At 46.3% G+C, this 18,364-nt stretch carries 14 protein-coding genes; 12 read left to right on the forward strand and 2 right to left on the reverse strand.

What is annotated here, in order from left to right:
• Positions 1–34: 34 nt before the first annotated feature.
• The 10 genes from G358_RS0119080 to G358_RS30490 all read left to right on the forward strand — a co-directional run bounded on the left by G358_RS0119080 (position 35) and on the right by G358_RS30490 (position 14,920).
• The gene (locus G358_RS0119080) at positions 35–3,163 is read left to right on the forward strand and encodes a type I restriction endonuclease subunit R (RefSeq protein WP_205621553.1); all 3,129 of its coding nucleotides are present in this window, start codon (positions 35–37) and stop codon (positions 3,161–3,163) included.
• Between the two features lie 11 nt (positions 3,164–3,174).
• Positions 3,175–7,470, forward strand: coding sequence for a sigma factor-like helix-turn-helix DNA-binding protein (locus G358_RS0119085; RefSeq protein ID WP_019638854.1), 4,296 nt, complete (start codon positions 3,175–3,177; stop codon positions 7,468–7,470).
• 288 nt (positions 7,471–7,758) lie between these two features.
• A complete protein-coding gene (locus G358_RS0119090; protein ID WP_019638855.1) occupies positions 7,759–8,421 on the forward strand; it encodes a hypothetical protein in 663 nt (220 codons plus the stop codon).
• 94 nt (positions 8,422–8,515) lie between these two features.
• Entirely contained in the window at positions 8,516–8,713 is a 198-nt protein-coding gene (locus tag G358_RS0119095) for a hypothetical protein (RefSeq protein WP_019638856.1), read from the forward strand.
• Complete coding sequence (locus G358_RS0119100) at positions 8,706–9,281, forward strand: ATPase (RefSeq protein WP_019638857.1); 576 nt, start codon at positions 8,706–8,708, stop codon at positions 9,279–9,281. The genes G358_RS0119095 and G358_RS0119100 overlap by 8 nt, the downstream gene beginning before the upstream one ends.
• A 358-nt stretch (positions 9,282–9,639) precedes the next feature.
• Positions 9,640–11,511: a beta-glucoside-specific PTS transporter subunit IIABC gene (locus tag G358_RS0119105; protein ID WP_026342364.1), complete on the forward strand. Its 1,872-nt coding sequence runs from the start codon at positions 9,640–9,642 to the stop codon at positions 11,509–11,511.
• Between the two features lie 19 nt (positions 11,512–11,530).
• A complete protein-coding gene (locus G358_RS0119110) occupies positions 11,531–12,991 on the forward strand; it encodes a glycoside hydrolase family 1 protein (RefSeq protein WP_019638859.1) in 1,461 nt (486 codons plus the stop codon).
• 35 nt (positions 12,992–13,026) lie between these two features.
• Positions 13,027–13,875 carry a PRD domain-containing protein gene (locus G358_RS0119115; protein WP_019638860.1) on the forward strand — a complete coding sequence of 283 codons (849 nt, stop codon included), beginning with the start codon at positions 13,027–13,029 and terminating at the stop codon, positions 13,873–13,875.
• A 28-nt stretch (positions 13,876–13,903) separates the two neighbouring features.
• Positions 13,904–14,497, forward strand: a complete 594-nt coding sequence (locus G358_RS0119120) for a YitT family protein (protein ID WP_240480071.1) — start codon at positions 13,904–13,906, stop codon at positions 14,495–14,497.
• A 36-nt stretch (positions 14,498–14,533) separates the two neighbouring features.
• Positions 14,534–14,920, forward strand: coding sequence for a serine hydrolase (locus tag G358_RS30490; protein WP_169447448.1), 387 nt, complete (start codon positions 14,534–14,536; stop codon positions 14,918–14,920).
• Between the two features lie 208 nt (positions 14,921–15,128).
• On the opposite strand, the gene G358_RS0119130 is transcribed toward G358_RS30490, so the two are convergent.
• Both G358_RS0119130 and G358_RS0119135 read right to left on the reverse strand, forming a co-directional pair.
• The gene (locus tag G358_RS0119130; RefSeq protein ID WP_019638863.1) at positions 15,129–15,446 is read right to left on the reverse strand and encodes a hypothetical protein; all 318 of its coding nucleotides are present in this window, start codon (positions 15,444–15,446) and stop codon (positions 15,129–15,131) included.
• A gap of 63 nt (positions 15,447–15,509) precedes the next feature.
• Positions 15,510–16,700, reverse strand: coding sequence for a hypothetical protein (locus G358_RS0119135; RefSeq protein ID WP_019638864.1), 1,191 nt, complete (start codon positions 16,698–16,700; stop codon positions 15,510–15,512).
• A 148-nt stretch (positions 16,701–16,848) separates the two neighbouring features.
• Here G358_RS0119135 and G358_RS0119140 point away from each other — a divergent pair, with 148 nt between their 5' ends.
• Complete coding sequence (locus G358_RS0119140; protein WP_019638865.1) at positions 16,849–17,772, forward strand: VOC family protein; 924 nt, start codon at positions 16,849–16,851, stop codon at positions 17,770–17,772.
• Between the two features lie 435 nt (positions 17,773–18,207).
• Positions 18,208–18,345: an SDR family oxidoreductase gene (locus G358_RS32500; protein WP_019638866.1), complete on the forward strand. Its 138-nt coding sequence runs from the start codon at positions 18,208–18,210 to the stop codon at positions 18,343–18,345.
• The last annotated feature ends 19 nt before the right edge of the window (positions 18,346–18,364 follow it).

Below are 18,364 nucleotides of genomic sequence, written 5' to 3' on the forward strand. Positions count from 1 at the left end.
CACCATCAACCAGCTTAGGAGGTGTGCCGTGTACATTACATCTTATGCAGAGAGCGACCTAGAGCAGGCGGCGATTGAATGGTTTGAAGAATTGAATTATAGCAAGGCCTACGGGCCGGAGATTTCCCCGGAAGGGGAATATCCGGAGCGGATGTTCTATACCGACGTCATCCTGGTGGACCGGTTGCGGGATGCCCTCATCCGAATTAATCCCAGTGTGTCGCGCGATGCGATCGAGGAAGCAATCCGGATTGTGGAGGTGCCGCAAAGTCCTAGCTTGCTGGTGAACAACCGTACCTTCCAGCGGATGATCACCGACGGAATCGACGCGGAATACCGCACGCTGGAAGGGGAGAACCGTACGGCCAAGGTGTGGCTGTTCGCTACCGATCCTGAACGGGTGGAAGAGAACGATTTTCTCGTAGTGAACCAGTTTACGGTAATCGAGAACGGCGAGAAACGACCGGATATTGTCGTTTTCGTGAACGGCATCCCGCTTGTCGTGATGGAGCTCAAAAGCGCCTCCAACGAGGAAGTCGGCATCAGTGAGGCATACAACCAGGTGCAGACTTACAAGAGTAGCATTCCTTCGCTGTTTACTTATAACTCGTTTATGGTCATTAGCGATGGGGTTAACGCACGGGCAGGGACACTAACCGCAGACGCTGAACGCTTTATGATGTGGCGGACGATCGACGGCAGTGATGTAGCGTCTTCTACCGTGCCCCAACTCGAAGTCCTGATCAAAGGTATGTTCGAGAAAAAGCGGCTTATGGATATCATCAAGCATTTCGTTTTGTTTCAGACCGACGGGGAGAAAGTCACCAAAATTTTAGCCGGATACCATCAGTTCCATGCGACCAACAAGGCTATTGCCAGCACGGAACGGGCGGCCGATGTCGAGGGTGACCGGAAAATCGGCGTCGTTTGGCATACCCAGGGCTCTGGTAAAAGCTTGTCTATGGTGTTCTATGCCGGCAAGCTGGTCCTAACGATGGACAATCCGACAATTGTTGTCGTGACCGACCGCAACGATCTGGATGAACAGTTGTTCACGACTTTTAGTAAATCGCAGGATTTACTGCGTCAGACGCCGAAGCAGGCGGAGGACCGCAAGCATTTGCGGGAACTGCTGGCGGTCGAGTCCGGGGGCATTATTTTTACGACGGTGCATAAGTTCAGTACGGAAGGCGATGAAGATACATATCCGGAACTGACGGCGCGCAAGAACGTGATTGTCATGGCGGATGAGGCGCACCGCAGCCAATATGGCTTCCAGGCAGAGATGGTGGCGAACGAGAAGACTGGCGAGGCAGACGTGAAGTACGGCTATGCCAAATATATGCGCGATGCGCTGCCGAATGCGTCCTATATCGGGTTTACGGGGACGCCAGTGGAACTGAGCGACAAGAATACCCCGGCGGTGTTCGGGGATTACATCGATATTTATGATATGACCCGGGCGGTGGAAGACGGCACCACGGTCAAAATTTACTATGAAAGCCGTGTAGCCCGCCTGAATTTGTCCGAGGCCGAACGTCCGATCATTGACAATGCCTATGAGGAAATTACCGAGTATCAGGAAATGACCCAGAAGGAACGCCTGAAATCTAAATGGGCTCGGCTGGAGGCGCTGGCTGGCTCGGAGAAGCGGATCAAGGCGATCGCAAAAGATATGGTAGCCCACTATGAGCAGCGTCAGCAAGGCATGTTCGGCAAGGCGATGATCGTGGTCATGTCCCGTCGGATTGCTATCGACCTGTATAAGGCGATCATTGAATTGCGCCCGGATTGGCACAGCGACGACGACAGCGAAGGCAAGATCAAGATCGTCATGACCGGGGCCTCAAGTGACCCTGAAGATTGGCAGAAATATATCGGCACGAAGCGGCGGCGCGAGTATTTTGCAAAACGAATGAAGGATTTGAACGATCCGCTGCAGATCGTCATCGTTCGGGATATGTGGCTTACCGGCTTCGATGTGCCATCCATGAGCACGATGTACATCGACAAGCCGATGAAAGGCCACAACCTGATGCAGGCGATTGCCCGGGTCAACCGCGTCTTCCGGGACAAGCCGGGAGGACTGATTGTCGATTATATCGGTATCGCGGATATGTTGAAGTCCGCCCTGCAGCAGTATACGGAGAATGACCGCAAAACAGCCGGGATCGACACCGACCAGGCGATTGACTATATGCTGGAACGGCTGGATTTGATTCACGATCTACTGCATGGTCACGATTACAGTAAATATAACTCACCTAAGGCGTCGGAGCGGATGCAGGCGATTGTAGAAACGGTCGACGCCGTGCTTGGCCTAGGTGAAGAAGGCAAACGGAACTTCACAAACTGGGTGACGGAGCTCTCGAGAGCTTACGCACTGTGTGCCACAACACCGGTCGCAGAAGAGGTTAATGTGGAGATCGGTTTCCTGAAGGCAGTGAAATCCGGGATGATCAAGCTGATTACGCCTGAAAACCGGAAGAAGACGACCGCCGAACTGGACGCCGAATTGAATCAACTAATTTCGAAGTCCATCATTTCTGAGGAAGTGGTTGATATTCTGGAAGCGGCCGGCTTGCAGAAGCCGAACATCGCTATTTTGTCCGATGAGTTCCTCGAGAGCGTCCGGGGTTTGAAGCAGAAGAATCTGGCGGTGGAGCTGCTGCGCCGTTTGTTGCAAGGGAAAGTCAAGTCATTTGAAAAGGTGAGTGTGGTCCAATCCCGCAAGTTCTCTGAGATGTTGGATGAATCCATCCGTAAGTACAACAACCGGACGATTGAGACTGCGCAAATTATTGAAGAGCTCATTCAAATGGCTAAGGAAGTCAATCAGGCGGTCAAACGCGGTGAAGACATGGGGATGATCGCAGAAGAGCTGGCCTTCTATGACGCACTCGCATCCAACGAATCGGCGAAGGAACTGATGGGAGATCTGATGCTAAAGCAGATTGCCCATGAACTGACGCAGTCGATCAAGAACAATATTACTGTAGACTGGACGCTGCGGCAGAATGTTCGGGCCCAGATGAAGGTGACGGTCAAACGGCTTCTGAAAAAATACGGATACCCGCCAGATCTGGAACAGATGGCGATTGACATGGTACTTAAGCAAGCGGAAGTGATGAGCTTGTCCGCTTCTCAAGAGTTTCGATATTAAGGGGAATGGCAATGGAAACATCCAATTTTGCATTTTTGCAGGCTTTGCATCCGGAGTTGGCCGCCCTTGCCGAGCAGGCGGAGGGAAGCCTATGGTTGAACCCGCGCGGCACACTTGTGCAGGGGAGGTTATTCGGAGAGATTTTGGCCACGACGATTTCCACACAGGAGAAAGTGGAACCGGTCTACGCGATTAAACAGATCGATCGTCTACATAAGCTGGCGCGCGAAGGGCTGTTATCCGAAGAGATTCGCAATAAATTCGAATGGCTGCGGATGAACGGAAACGCGGCAGCCCACAGCAGCGATGAGATACATCCTGACTTGGCTCTGACGGCTCACAGGCATATGTATGAGTTGTCCGTTTGGTATGTGGAGTTATACGGCTCCGTAGATATGGAGGTGCCTCCCTATCAAATGCCGGTGCTGAAGCAACAGGTGGGTCCTCAGGCGGAACTGCCCCCAGTCCTGGATCCTGGCCTTGTGGAGAAAGTCATATCCGATCAATTGGAAGCCAAATTGCTGCCCAACCTGGATGAGAAATTTCGGTCGATTGAAGAGGCGCTTCTACGTATTGCGAACACACAGGCAGCCGCAACCGCGGAGGTTACGGCGACTGAAAGTTCGGTGAAGCATCCGGTGCTGGAGAAGGCTGAGGCAGATGATCGTGCTTCCTCTCCCGAAAATTCGAAGGAAATTGCCGCAGAACTGAACTGCCGAAATTTGGCCGTGATCGATAAACGGCCTTTCGGCGGGGCATTATGGGTGGTTGGCGGTTGGGAGTTAAAAGAAACACTGGGCACGTGGAACGACCAAGGGATCTATTTCCGCTTTGCCAAAAACGGAAGTCAATCCACCAAGAGAAAGCCCGCCTGGTTTATGTTGGGGAAGGATCCTTCCGCAGAAAGATGGGTTGCGGCTCCACCGCCTATTGAAGAATCATCAATGATTCATCAGCCAGCAAAAGATGTTGATCCACCCAAGCCAGAGACTGCTGCCAAGCAGGAAAACGGCGATCAACTGAACACCACAGATGTCCCTTCGATGGGGGAACAGAGCGCGTCTAGTACCGTGGTGTTAGAGATTCAGAAAGAAGTGGAAACTGAAGCATCCGCTCCGCCAAATGATGACGTACTCGTTCCTGAGAAGCTGCTGAATCAACCAATACGAGGTTATGGTTCGGACAGGCTTGCGGAAACATCGGCTTCTCTAAGTGTCGTTACTTTCGGTGAATGGAACGAAGAGCGGTTAATGCAGTTATACGAACAACAGCCTAAACTGCTGCACGATGTCATGGTTCAGCTTTGGTTTTTCGGGTTCCAGTTCGAAGGCAAGCTGGGACGTTTTTTGAAGCTGCAGCGTGAGAATAACGATGGTTATATAGGTAATATCGAGATTGATAAAAGACTGGATGAAGTCCTAACTCCGGATGTATGCAGATTGCTTGGACGCTTCGGCATCACCAGCACGCATCAGCTCAGTGGAATCCCTGTTTCCTCTCTGGCCTGGCTGCTGCGGGGTCGTCATGGGGAAACGGTGGAACGCATTCGCGTGTACGAGGAGTCAATTGAGGAGAAGGCCCCCGAAAGTAAACAAACAGAGGATCATAAAATCATCAGGCTAAACGGGGAACAACTTTTGATCCCAGAGGAGTTATGTACTACACAAATTGCGGATTTGAACATCCAAGGCTGCAATGCCCTTCTGAGAGGGATTCAAAATAATTGGAACATCCACGTTCTTGGTGAACTGCCGGAAGTGCTATCAATCCTGCCAACAAGAATAAAAGGTGTCGGGGCAACAGCATTAACAAAGTTTTTTGAACAGTTAAAAGGTTTGCTTGGACCTGAAGCTGTTTCTTCAAGGGACTATCTGGAACGATTTGATGCTTCCAGGCGATCTCTTTCCGTATTTGAAGCAGGAGAAATCGTGTGGAACGATACGGTATGTCCAGTTAGTCATGATGAAGCTGCAATACAATTGGATGACAGCAGTTTCTTAGGGATTCAGAAGTTGATATCAGAAATTCATGGGGCCGGGATTCGAACTCTTGGCGAGCTTCCGAGCGAATTGGAACGACTCCAAGTTTTTCAAGGCGTAGGAGCTACTGCGATTGACAAGTTTTATAGCCAGCTTGTTCATATGTTGTCTAGGTACAGAGTGGAACGGGAGGAAGCAGCGCAGTTAAATGCGATGACCCCGGAAGAAAGAATCACTTATGCTATTGAACAGATCGAACAAAATTGGCAAGATTGGCTGCAGGGTCAAGATACATCCAGGGGCAGCAAACGAAACTTGGAATTGCTGCGATTTCGCTGGAACTTCGCTAGAGATGGGAGAAAGGTTACGTTGGAGGAAACCGGACAACAATTTAGTTTGACCCGGGAACGGGTTCGGCAAATTCTGGTCCGGCAAAATGAAAAGTTGGCCAACGATACGCAGCAGTTAGCGAGTTTGATCAGGTCAGCTTGCCAGCCCTTAAATGGATTTTTCTATTATCCGTTTCATGCGACGGAGTCATTCTTTCAATACCTGATTGCTGATACTCTTGATGCCCAAGGTCTTGTCTACTTGGAGGAGTATGGTTGGTGGTCTGAGAGATCTTCCTCCGAGATCGAGTCTGTGACCCAATCGCTGCAGAAAACACTTAAACAGACTTTCAAAGGGACAGTGATCATAGAGCCAATGCTGCAGGGAACCATGACTAATTTAGCAGAGAGTTTTAAGTTTCCTCTAGAGCTGCTGTATTTATTCACAAAATCTGCATTGCTCCCTTGCAACCAAGGGTTTATTTTGAGCAATAGCAAGAAGGCTGATCTTGTTGAAATGGTGCTAAAGAACTACCCATCCGGGGTGGAAGTTTATAAGAAAGCCGATGAACTTATCGAAGAAGCGAATAGGATTTGGCCGGATTCCTTTAGTAAAGACCGCGAATTTACATCGATCATAAGCAGAGATGAATTTGCAGATACGGCCTATTTATGGGGACGAGGAGTATATATTCATCATTCCTTCGTTAAACCGGATTTATCGTTAATTGAGAAGACTTCCCTTGCCTGCGAACAATTGCTTGAGGTTCGGAGTCCTATTTCGATCGGGAGAATATACGGGCAGTTCGAAGGATCCCTTCAGGATGCGGGGGTGCCTAATGAATACGCTTTGTATACCTTATTAAGAAAATATGGTTCCTCATCGCTTCAACTCCGGAAATTCCCGCATATTTGGCATGAAAGCAATGGGTTCCAGCTCAATAATTCCGAGATGATTAAAAGTTACATTCGAGAAATGAACTGTCCTGTACAGAGAGAAGATCTGATCAGGGAGTTTGTGGAGAGCAGAGGCTGGAAGAGCTTTACTGTGGAGTACAACCTATCCACAGATCCTGATTTTGTAAGGGTAGATTATGGAGTAGTTGGCCTAAGGGAATTTTATTATTTAGACCAAACAAATGTAAGAGAGCTGCTTGACAAGCTTACCACACTATTAGAAGGCCGCCCTATTCTTCACATCAATTTGCTATTTGATGAAATGAAAGAGTATTGTAAGTCTCTTGATGTTCATGCTCCTTCTCTACTCTATGATTTGTTACAGGAATTTGCGGATAATGACATCAAGTTCATCCGTTTTCCTTTTGTGATCCCTGCCGGTCAAGATATTGAAAGAGTGAGTATGCAGGCGCTGATTGAACAATATATCGCTGATCAAAGCTTGGAGATGCCTGTTTCCCGCGAACAGGTTATGCAATGGCTTACAGAAGAATTAGGCGCTAGAGAAGAATCCTTCGATCTGATCCTGTCAAGTTCTAAAGACATCATTTACTATGCCCGTGGTCAATATGGAGAGTACATTCACCAGGATAATCTGGGCTGGGATGATGTCAAAGAACAGCAGCTACTAGACTTGGTAAGTATGAGGCTGGAAGAAGCCTCCCGGGATGGACGTCCATATTTATTAGCAGGGCAACTTTTGGATGCTGAATATTTGCCTAAGCTTAACATGCCTCTTGAATGGTCCGAAGATCTCCTTATCGACTTATTAAAGAAAAGTGATAAAGTGCAGCTCCTCGGTTCCTATGATGCCATTATTGTTTCTTTGTCTGACTCCGCAATCCGCAGGGAAAGCGACTTCGTAGCTTACGTTATCGAGCGTTATTTTAGCGGGAAGGCAAGGGATAGGGAGTTATATCGGAAATTGGCTGAGCTGAGATACTCGAAGGATGGCCAATTACTCTACGAGACTCTTAAAGATATCGAGAACGGAATCGGAAGTATCCAAAAGAACGAGGAACACTTTTTATTGAAGTCTTAAAATGGAGGGTTGAGGGAGAATGGCACTGTGGTTATTTCGCGCCGGACGTTCCGGTGAGTACGAGTTGGCACGAAACGAATTTAAAAACAATCATTGATAGTAATATAGATCCATAACTTATTTGATTTAAAAGAGGTGGATAAATCCCGTATATCTTACCCTTCAATACCCCAGACTCCCTCGCCTCCATTGCTATCAAAAAAGATACCAGTACGGTGTCTTTTTTGTATATCAATCTATTATTATGGTGAAACTAATTACTATAATATTAGATTTGGAGTGAAAATAATGACCTTAATGGCTACTAGGAAAGAATGGAAGCTTCAAATTACAGATTACAAGAATTTAATTGAAAAACTGATCAAGAGGGGAGCGTTATTTTCTTTATTCAAACTTCAAACTGAAATGATTAGAGAGTTAACTGCTGCTGATGAGCCAGACTTCACACAAAAAATAATTGCTGACTTTTTAAGCATATTAAAAGAGGTAACTGATGATTGCTTAACATGCTCGAAATGCCAACAACCATATACTTTTAAGATTTGCACGGGGCTAAGCTATGAAAAGGATAATGGAATCGAGCTGACTTGTAACAGGTGTGGTGATTGTTTTACTCATTCTGAGAAGAGAAGTCATGTAACTTATTTTAACTTCGAAGCTTGGAGAGAAGTAGACAATTTAAGGAGAAGGTGTAGGGGATTCACGATAATTTATCGATTGATCCATTCCCCTATGAAGGCATTTCTTTATATATACGACAAAAAAGAGATACGTCCTGAATTATGGATTAATGGCTATAGAATTTTTAAAGCGGAAGAAGTGAAGTGTTATTGGGATTATTCAAAAGGTTTAATAAAACAATGGAAGAAGGATGAGGAGCTACAGTCGTCTTTTATTCAAGTTGAGAATGGAAAGATCTACACGCTGGAGGAAGCTTCAAAGAGAGGGTAAATTAGGTTGGAGTTGCCATTAACCCTTGTTCTGGTTTGTGGCAATTCATTTTATGATATAATAAGCATAACTTTAAAACCGGAGGGGATTGAGAATGTTTGTTAATCGAGAACAACTCCAAAAAGTTTTAAAAAAAGCGAATCAACATGCGCGGAAGCAAGCAAAAGAGTCAGGTGCATCTATTTATTATATAAAGAATAACAGACGTGTACGTGAAGACGCAGAGGGCAATAAGTTCGAGATCATTTTTGATGCAAGCGGAAAGCGGCAAGAATTTGAATATCATGAGTGATACTAAACCCATCATGACGGTTTTTGCTGGTACCAATGGAGCCGGCAAAAGTACGATTAGCTTACAAATGAGAGAATGGATTGGCGAACTGATTGACCCGGATCAGATTGCACGAGAATTAAGGCCAAATGATCCGCGGAGTGCTGATCTGTCTGCTGGAAGGGAAGCTGTGAAAAGAATCCGTTCTCTCATCAAAAGCGGCCTACACTTTGCCATTGAAACTACATTATCAGGCACCTTTGTTTTAAAACATATGCAAATTGCTAAAGATATCGGTTATAGCATTGTCGTTTACTTTATCGGCCTGCAAGACGTCCAAATGCATATAGACCGTGTAGCTTCTCGTGTTGAGCAGGGTGGACATTGGATAGCAGAAGAGGATATTCGCTTTCGATATGGTCAATCATTGCAAAATCTAAAACCTGCTTTAGCTATCGCAGATCAGGTAATCATTATTGATAATACATATGAGCCTTCCATTGTGGCTGAAGTCCTGAATGGTAAGATGATTTACTGTGCTGAGTCGACACCTGCTTGGTCTGAGACTGTTCTTTTGGAGTACAGATGATCGGGTGATACCAAAACCGTGACTACACCCATAGTCCGTAGATACCTATGTGACGTGCCTTTGGACAGGTTTACCCAATTATCCATTTCATATGAATCCACAGCTCTTGTCAAAGTCAATGTCTCCTGTCCCATAGTGACATTATCACAGAACAATAGCAGCTGGAGAACAAACATGTTGACGCTTTCAGAATCATGATATATAATCCAAGTTAATCGAATACACCTAATTAGACATGTGACTGGTAAAGCGGGCAGGATCTAAGATGACAAATATTTTCTTTGTCATTTTAGGTCCTTTTTTATTTGCAAAAAAGCCTGTCCCCTTTCACAAATTTACAAAAGGAAGGAGCATTGACATGGATTACAAACAAACCGCTGCGGAAATTTTGAAGCACGTGGGCGGTAAGGAGAACATTGCCCATTTTGAACATTGCTCGACAAGACTGCGCTTTTCCTTGATCGACAACACCAAAGCTGATGTCAAGCGGCTCGAAGGCATTCCCGGCGTGATCGCCGTAAAAATGATCGGCCAGTGCCAGGTCGTCATCGGCAATGAAGTCGTTGAAGTTTATGATGCGGTCAATCATTTGCTTGGATCGCCGAACCCGAACTCGGAATCCGCTGAAGCATCCGTCATTAAACCGAAAGAGAAGAAAAAACTCGGCAGCGTTATTTTGGATTTTATCGTAGGTGTATTCCAACCGCTGATTCCGGCGATTGCCGGTGCGGGGATGTTAAAGTCGCTGCTGCTGCTGCTTGGTTTAATGAATGTTTTGGACCCGGGCAGCCACACTTATAAAATCTTGTTTCAAATTGGAGACGCCGCTCTTTATTTTCTTCCATTATTAGTGGCCGTTACCACCGCCAACAAACTGAAAGTCAGTACATTGGTGGCTCTGGCTGCAGTTGGCGCTTTGCTTCTACCGAACATGGGGGCCATGCTTGGAGAAGGCGTTCAATTCTTCGGTTTTCAGGTCAAAAATATCGCCTATGCCTACCAGGTCTTCCCGGCGATTCTGACCGTGCTGCTCTACGCTCAAATGGAGAAATGGTTTACGCGAATATCGCCGAGGGTGATCCGGATCTTTTTTGTCCCGATGATGTCGCTGATGATTACCGTTCCGGTTTCGTTGTTAATTTTGGGCCCGCTCGGTTATACACTCGGCGAAGGTTTCTCATCCATTATCTTAACTCTGTTCGATAAGGTAGGGTGGATTGCCGTAGCGCTCTTGGCCGCCGTATTGCCGTTGATGGTATCCGTCGGCATGCACAAAGCGCTCATTCCTTACTCTCTTTCCGCAATGGGAAGCACCGGCAAGGAATTGCTTTATTTACCCGCATCGCTTGCTCACAACATCGCCGAAAGCGGCGCCTGCTTCGCTGTTGCGGTGCGGACCCGGGATAGAGCGTTAAGAGCCACGGCGATTTCCGCCGGAATATCCGCCTTGTTCGGCATTACGGAACCCGCCTTGTATGGGGTCACACTGCAAAATAAAAAAGTGCTCGGCAGCGTCATGGTCGGCTCTTTTATCGGAGGGGCGTTCATCGGTATCATCGGCCTGCAGGCTTATGTGCTGGTCGGACCCGGGATAGCCAGTTTATCCATGTTTATCTCGGAAGATTTGCCGCGAAATATCATCAATGCCATCATCGCGCTCGTCATTTCTTTTGCGGTTGCCTTTGTTTCGGCCTTTATGCTTGGCAAAGACAATAAAGCCAATAAAGCCAAAGAGGAAGAGCAGCAACTAGTTAACCAGCTTACCACGGTTAAAGAATTCAAAAGCCCGGTGATCGGTGACATGATTCCTTTGTCCGAAGTGAAGGACGAGGTCTTTTCCACCAAAGCGATGGGCGAGGGGATTGCGGTTATTCCCGCTAAAGGCGAACTATATGCGCCGGTGGATGGAAAAATTGAACTCATTTACAGTAAAAATCATGCGATTGCCATGAGCACGCAGAACGGTATTCAGTTGTTGTTCCATGTAGGGATCGATACCGTTAGATTGCGGGGCAAATATTTCGAACCCCAGGTGAAGGCCGGGGATGAAGTGAAAGCCGGCGATTTATTGCTGAAGTTCGATCTTGAAAAGATTATTGAGGAAGGTTATGATCCGGTAACCATCGCCATCGTGACTAATAAGGACAACAAATACGCGGTAGAGGTTGCGGATTTAAAGCAGGTGAACCGCCAGGATACTTTAATGCTTGTAACCGCTTTACAAAACTAAACCAAAGGAGAGAATAGAAATGAGCAAAGGGTTTCCGGAGAACTTTTTATGGGGCGGCGCCATTGCCGCCAATCAGGCGGAAGGCGCTTGGAACGTAGATGGGAAAGGTCCATCCGTAGCCGACGTGGCCATGTACAGACCCCATTTAGATGTCGAGGATTATGAAGCCCATCAGGTCGTTACCTCGGAAATGATCGAACGGAGTATGAAAGATCCGGACGTTAAAAAGTATCCCAAACGCAGAGGGATCGATTTTTATCACCGGTATAAGGAGGATTTGGCCCTGTTTGCCGAAATGGGCTTTAAAGCGCTGCGCGTCTCGATTGCCTGGAGCCGGATTTTTCCGACCGGTGAAGAAAACGAGCCTAATGAGTTGGGGCTGAAGTTTTATGAAAGTTTGTTTACGGAAATGAGACGACTTGGCATCGAACCGATCGTCACGCTTTCCCACTATGAAATGCCTCTTGCCTTAAGTATTAAATACAACGGCTGGGCGGAAAGAAAGGTCATTGATTATTTCGTAAAATTCAGCAATGTCTGTTTCTCGCGTTACAAGGACCTGGTGAAATATTGGCTGACCTTTAACGAAATTGACAGCATCATCCGTCATCCTTTCACGACCGCGGGTATTGTCACGGATCGTTGTCCAGAGGGCAAGGTGGAAGAAGTCATTTATCAGGCGCTTCATCACCAGTTTGTCGCCTCGGCGCTGGTGACGGCCGATTGCCACCGCATCATACCGGGCAGCAAGGTAGGCTGCATGCTTACGATGCTGACAACCTATCCGAATACTTGCCACCCTAAAGATGTGGAGATTACGCTGATGAGGAATTTGCACACTTATTTTTACGCGGATGTACAGGTGTTTGGAGAATACCCGCCCCTGATCGAAGCTATGCTCAAGCAGAAAAATATTCATCTTCAAATGGAACCGGGTGATAAGGAGATTTTGCGGAAGCACACCGTCGATTTTGTTTCTTTCAGCTACTATATGTCATTAACCGAATCCGCAAAAGAAGGGCTGGAGCGGACGTCCGGCAATACGATCTCAGGGGTAAAAAACCCTTATTTGTCCTCGACGGAATGGGGGTGGCAGATCGATCCGGTCGGCCTGAAAATTTCCTTGATCGAGTTATATGACCGTTATAGAAAACCGCTGCTCATTGTGGAAAACGGCATGGGTGCCGTGGACACGGTGGAAAGCGACGGCTCCATCCATGATGATTACCGGATCAACTATTTTAGAGAACACTTTAAACAAATGAAAGAAGCGGTGGAAGCTGGCGTAGACCTGTTTGGTTACACAAGCTGGGGGGCGATTGATATCATCAGCGCTTCCACGTCCCAGATGTCCAAAAGATACGGATTTATTTATGTCGATCAGGATGACGAAGGAAACGGCACTTTGCAGCGCAGCCGCAAGGATTCTTTTTACTGGTATAAAAAAGTGATTGAAAGCAATGGCGCAGATTTGGATTAGTTCCCCATCTTTTTTCGATTAGGGAGGTGACCCATTTGATCAGAATCAAAAAAGTGTTGAATTCCAGCGTAGTTTTGGTTGAGGATGATCAGAACAAGGAGTATATTCTGTTTGGCAAAGGCATCGGTTACGGCCAAAAAGCGGGCGATACCGTCGAGGAACACCAAGTCGATCAAATATTTGTACCCGTCGAAAATGTCAAAGTCAAAGAGTATCTTGGCGTATTGGATGCCATTCCTCCGGTATACGTGGAACTGACCGGGCAGATTGTGGCTTACGCGGAAAAGCAACTGCAAACCAAGCTCAACACGGGGATCTATTTTACCCTAATGGACCATTTGCATTTTGCGGTGGAACGGTATCACAAAAAAATCGCGATTGCCAACAAAGTGTTTTGGGAGATAAAAAATTACTACGCCGAGGAATTTGCGATCGGCCTGTTCTCCTTAGAGCTGATCAAAGAGAAGCTGGACATCGAAATGCCCAAGGAGGAAGCGGCTAATATTGCTTTTCATTTAATTAATGCCCAAACCGGGGGGCAGGAATCCAAAGACGGCATGAAGATGGCCAAAATGATTAGCAGCATCGTCAACCTGGTGAGGTACTCGATGAATATTGACATGGATACGGAAAACGTCCATTATACCCGCTTTGTAACCCATGTTAAATTTTTTGTGGAGCGGTTTTATACGGATAAAATGCTGGAGGATACAGACAACATCCTGTTTGAGCAAATCGCGAGTTTGTATCCTCAGGCGATGGATGGGGCTTTTAAGATCAAAGAGTATATGAACCAGGTGTATAGGAAGACTATTCCAAACGAGGAGCTGACCTATCTAGCCGTGCATATTCACAGGCTGATCTCCCATAACCAGTTGGCCTAAACTGGACGGAGGTTCTTTAATATTGAAAGTGAATAACATTATGATTTCGTTCATTGGATGTTTCATTATGGGCTTAGGCGTAAACGCAGGTTATGTCCCCGTTCACTTATTCAGTACAGGATTTCCGGGCATCGGGATTCTTACACTCTATACTTTGAATTGGAGTCCAGGCATCGTCGTGTTTGCTCTTAATATTCCTTTGCTATTCCTGGCTTGGAAACGGATTGGCCGCTCTTTCGTCATCCAGACCGTGATTGTTGCGGGGGCTTTGTCCGTCTTCCTTGACCTGCTGCATCCCATCCGGAATTGGGTGCATCCTCCCTTATGGTTAGGCATATTCATTGGCGGGGCGCTCTTAGGATTCGGATCGGGAATCGTTTTTAGCCGAGGGCTGACCAGCGGGGGCGTTGGCCTGGTAGGCCGGTTAATTCAACTTCATTTTCCTAAACTAAAGATGGGTACGATTCATATTGCATTTGATTTTTTTGTACTTATACTCGGAGCCTTGGTCATGGATATCACGACAGCATTCTACACTTTCTTAGCATCGATCATTATGGGGCGTACGATGGACTTCACAAAATCGGTGCCCCATCTTATTGCAAGATTCCGCCGCACATGACCGATATTTATTGGCAAAACTCCTGCCCTGGTTCCGGTGGCAAATCCGGAATGGAATGCGCCCTGGTTCCATGCTGCGGCCGTCCCCGCTGTGAATATCGTCGCCACGGCTCAGGCGTTAGCGTGTATGTATGCTTCACTGATTGGAGCGGGCGTACAGGGTAGACGGTTGCTCGATCCGGCTTCTGTAGCGGAGGCGACATCATTGCATTTTGAAGGTAACGACGAAGTGGGACTCGCCCCCATTCGATTGGGGCTTGGTTATAGCCTTAGCCAAGAGGGTGATGTTATGGGCGGCAATCCCATGGCTTTCGGCTATTCCGGTTTAGGCGGCATGACAGGATATGCCGACCCATCGGAGGGTCTTGCTGTGGCGGTGCTGTGTAATCGTATGAAGGTTAACCGGGGGGGAACGATCCCCTGATCGACTTGAAACGGATTTGATCCGTGAGAAGCTGAGTATGGCTGAATCCTGATTTACTAGCTTAAACGCTGCTTCTCCAGCACCCATGACGGGCACCTCGCGGTGTCCGTTTTTGCGTTGTAGAACTTGAAATGACGGAACAAAGATGGCTTATAATAAAGTGGGCCAGGGGATATGGAAAACTTGCATAGCCGACCTGAAGCTTAGTCTAACTGTGGGTTTTCTGAAGAAGAGAGTGACATATCCATAACGCGAGCACCCATAATAGCGGCAGATTTGCCACGACATAAGCCCATTTAAAGGAGAGACGTTTGTAAAACAGCCAGCAAAAGTACGACAGAAGCGGACCTAGCGGATAACTCATTATAATTAGCACAAAGGCATTTGCGTACCTTTTCAGGGAGGGGTCAATGGGACCACCAGACGAAAAGGCAGCGCCGATGAGCATCATAGGATATAGCAGCAGGGTCAGGCTATAAAGAATGTTCAAAATAAGCAAAATCGTAAATGCATTTGAATTTTTCAACAAGATTCCTCCCGCTAGATATAAAATGTTATCAATGCTTTTAAAAGGATGCTGCTGCGGATGTCATCGACTCGTCACGACAAGCGCTTCCTTTTCCTCATCGATATGTACCGTGCTGTTGCTCACCATTTCAAAGTCGGATTGGGAGAGCCCTCCGCATTTATGAGCATGATATTGCAACAGGTTCTTTTTTTTCCCGTTCTTCTTAAGGGTCCAGCCCCCATATTTACTGACGAGGTAAGTATCCGAGCCTACTTTCCACTTATAATTACCTTGGTCCTGAGAAGACACCTCAATTCCAAGCAGAGCCAGTACGTCTTCAAAATCATCAATATGATATTGCTGGGTTGTCGTACAATATTTGACCTGGTGGACAAAAACGTATTTATTTTCCTCTTTATAATGTTTTCTAACCTCATATTCCTTGCCGTTGACGATTACGCTTCCGAGTTCTTTCAAATGGCCTTCTATGTATCTTAGCGACTCGTGGTATTCCTCCATGGTGATCCAGGTGAACGAGTCCCTTTCCTTATCATAAGTCCCGTAATATCCATGTCCATATTCCCCTACTTCAACTTCGACGGGAAGCAGATCGTAGTTGTCCACATATTTTGCATAATCTCGTAACGTTTGCTCGATTTTAGCTAACAACTCTCTTATTTGCTCTTCGTCGTCGATTAAAGTGAAGAATTTAAACTTATAGGAAGTTCCCCAGTCATTGACGAGTTGTTTCGGGTGAATGGATTTCAACTGGAGTCCTTTTTTGGGATCAACGAAGCTGGCAAAATAGTCATTTCCCTTCGACGGGTATTCACTGAACACAGCTACCGATGTTTGGGCTGCATTCGTTTCGTATTCGTGCAATCCGATTTCTTCCGGTTTAAAATATTTGGACAGCACATCCAAGTTAATTTGTTCTTCCCCTAATCCTAGGGCATAATCCATGACCGCGTATCCAAAGTTCGGCTTATCCCCTCCTTGGGTGTATCCATAATTGCGAAATTCAAATTCTCTTTGGATTCCGCGATTATCGGAAAATGCGACAACCCACCGGTAACCCGATCCTTTCACAGGTAAGGGATTCGCTCGCCAATGGAATTGTTCTTCCTCCAGTACTTCATACGGGCCCAGAGAATAGTTGAGATAAGCACCGAATTTCTTGATGTAATTCGTTTTATAATGCTCCGTACATCCTGACAGCAAAAGGACAAGCATGAGGCATCCCAACAACAAAGGTACGAATCGTTTTCTCATGACAATGACAACACCTCTTTATGAATATTCAACAATACACCATCTATTGAATGGACTATTTCTATATTGTAGTGTAAGTAGTGTGAGGAAAAAAGGAAGTATATAACAGTATAGAGTTGTCAAAAATTCTCCTTAAAGGGGCTGTTCAATGATGTCAATCCGTATAACTGATCAAAAAATCGTTCCGCATTTATGGTACGACAAGGAGGCTAAAGAAGCAGCGGAGTTTTACGTTTCCTTGTTCCCGGACTCCCAGATGACGAACGTAAACACGCTACGTAACACACCATCTGGCGATAGCGATCTAGTTTCTTTTGAACTATGGGGTCAAAAGTTCATGGCGATCAGCGCAGGACCCTATTTTAAAATCAATCCGTCGGTGTCTATTATGGTTAATTTTGACCCATCTCGAGACAAGGATGCGGAAGAGAAATTGAATGAGGTTTGGAACAAATTATCGGATGGCGGTACAGCGCTAATGCCGCTCGATAAGTATCCATTCAGTGAGAGATACGGCTGGATTCAGGACAAGTATGGTTTGACGTGGCAGTTAATCCTTACCAACCCGGAAGGCGAAGAACGCCCGGCGATCATCCCTTCGATGTTGTTTGTCGGTGATATATGCGGAAAAGCGGAAGAGGCAATTCATTTTTACTTGTCCATATTTAAGAACTCAAAGCAGGGACATACTGCTCGCTACCCCAAAGGTATGGAGCCCGACAAAGAAGGGACGATCATGTTCGCTGAATTCATGCTTGAAAATCAGTGGTTTACCGCAATGGACAGCGCGCATGAACATGGGTTCAGTTTCAACGAAGCAGTTTCATTCATGGTGTATTGCGATACACAAGATGAAATTGACTACTACTGGGACAAGCTCTCTACAGTTCCTGAAGCCGAGGAATGCGGTTGGCTGAAAGATAAGTATGGTCTGTCCTGGCAGATCGTGCCGAGAGTAATGGATGAGATGATGAGCAAGGGTACACCGGAGCAGATTGCTTCCATAACAAAAGCATTTCTTAAAATGAAGAAATTAGATCTTGCGGAATTACAGGAAGCATTCAAAAGATAAAGGGCTTCGGCCCCCCCAAAAAAAATTCCAAGCAATAGTTCCTCTGTGCAATAATTTAGCTGCGGCGAAGTGTGGATTTACACATCGACGGTTCGCCTTCATAGAGAAAGCCCGCTCACGGAGCGGGTTTTCTCGATTTCAAATTATAGACAAATTATAGCTTCAACTTGACTTTGACAATTATTTCGGAAATTTTGAATATGAAGTCTAAATTACTTCACCATTATGTAAGAAAACTATTACATGCTGGTTTCTTTGTACAGCCGATTCTATAAATTGCAGCAAAACTATCACCTTCTTCTTAAATAAATGAAGAGCAGCAATGTTACTCAATGGAACTATTTCGATTATTACTTTAGCGGCAGCGAATAATCTCGAGCCGGCAACGGAATATTAAATCGAGAGGCTAATAAGGAATATTAAGGAGGCCATGTGATGTGCCTAAAAGATTTTGAAGGTCGTGCCGCTAAACCGGAAGAAATTGCTGAAATGGTCGTATTCCTATCGTCCGATGCTGCGAGCTTCTGTAACGGATATGTTTATGCCGTTGATGGCGGACAAGTTGCTCACTAATCTTCTTTAATTTCCGCTA

Origin of the sequence: Paenibacillus fonticola DSM 21315 (assembly GCF_000381905.1) — a bacterium.
Taxonomy (GTDB): Bacteria; Bacillota; Bacilli; order Paenibacillales; family Paenibacillaceae; genus Fontibacillus; species Fontibacillus fonticola.

Bases quoted from the DNA above. Each gene is read 5' to 3' on its own strand.
- G358_RS0119110 (WP_019638859.1), top strand. From the start codon at position 11,531: ATGAGCAAAGGGTTTCCGGAGAACTTTTTATGGGGCGGCGCCATTGCC.
- G358_RS0119140 (WP_019638865.1), top strand. From the start codon at position 16,849: ATGATGTCAATCCGTATAACTGATCAAAAAATCGTTCCGCATTTATGG.
- G358_RS0119100 (WP_019638857.1), top strand. From the start codon at position 8,706: ATGAGTGATACTAAACCCATCATGACGGTTTTTGCTGGTACCAATGGA.
- G358_RS0119085 (WP_019638854.1), top strand. From the start codon at position 3,175: ATGGAAACATCCAATTTTGCATTTTTGCAGGCTTTGCATCCGGAGTTG.
- G358_RS32500 (WP_019638866.1), top strand. From the start codon at position 18,208: ATGTGCCTAAAAGATTTTGAAGGTCGTGCCGCTAAACCGGAAGAAATT.
- G358_RS0119090 (WP_019638855.1), top strand. From the start codon at position 7,759: ATGACCTTAATGGCTACTAGGAAAGAATGGAAGCTTCAAATTACAGAT.
- G358_RS0119095 (WP_019638856.1), top strand. From the start codon at position 8,516: ATGTTTGTTAATCGAGAACAACTCCAAAAAGTTTTAAAAAAAGCGAAT.
- G358_RS0119105 (WP_026342364.1), top strand. From the start codon at position 9,640: ATGGATTACAAACAAACCGCTGCGGAAATTTTGAAGCACGTGGGCGGT.
- G358_RS0119135 (WP_019638864.1), bottom strand. From the start codon at position 16,700: ATGAGAAAACGATTCGTACCTTTGTTGTTGGGATGCCTCATGCTTGTC.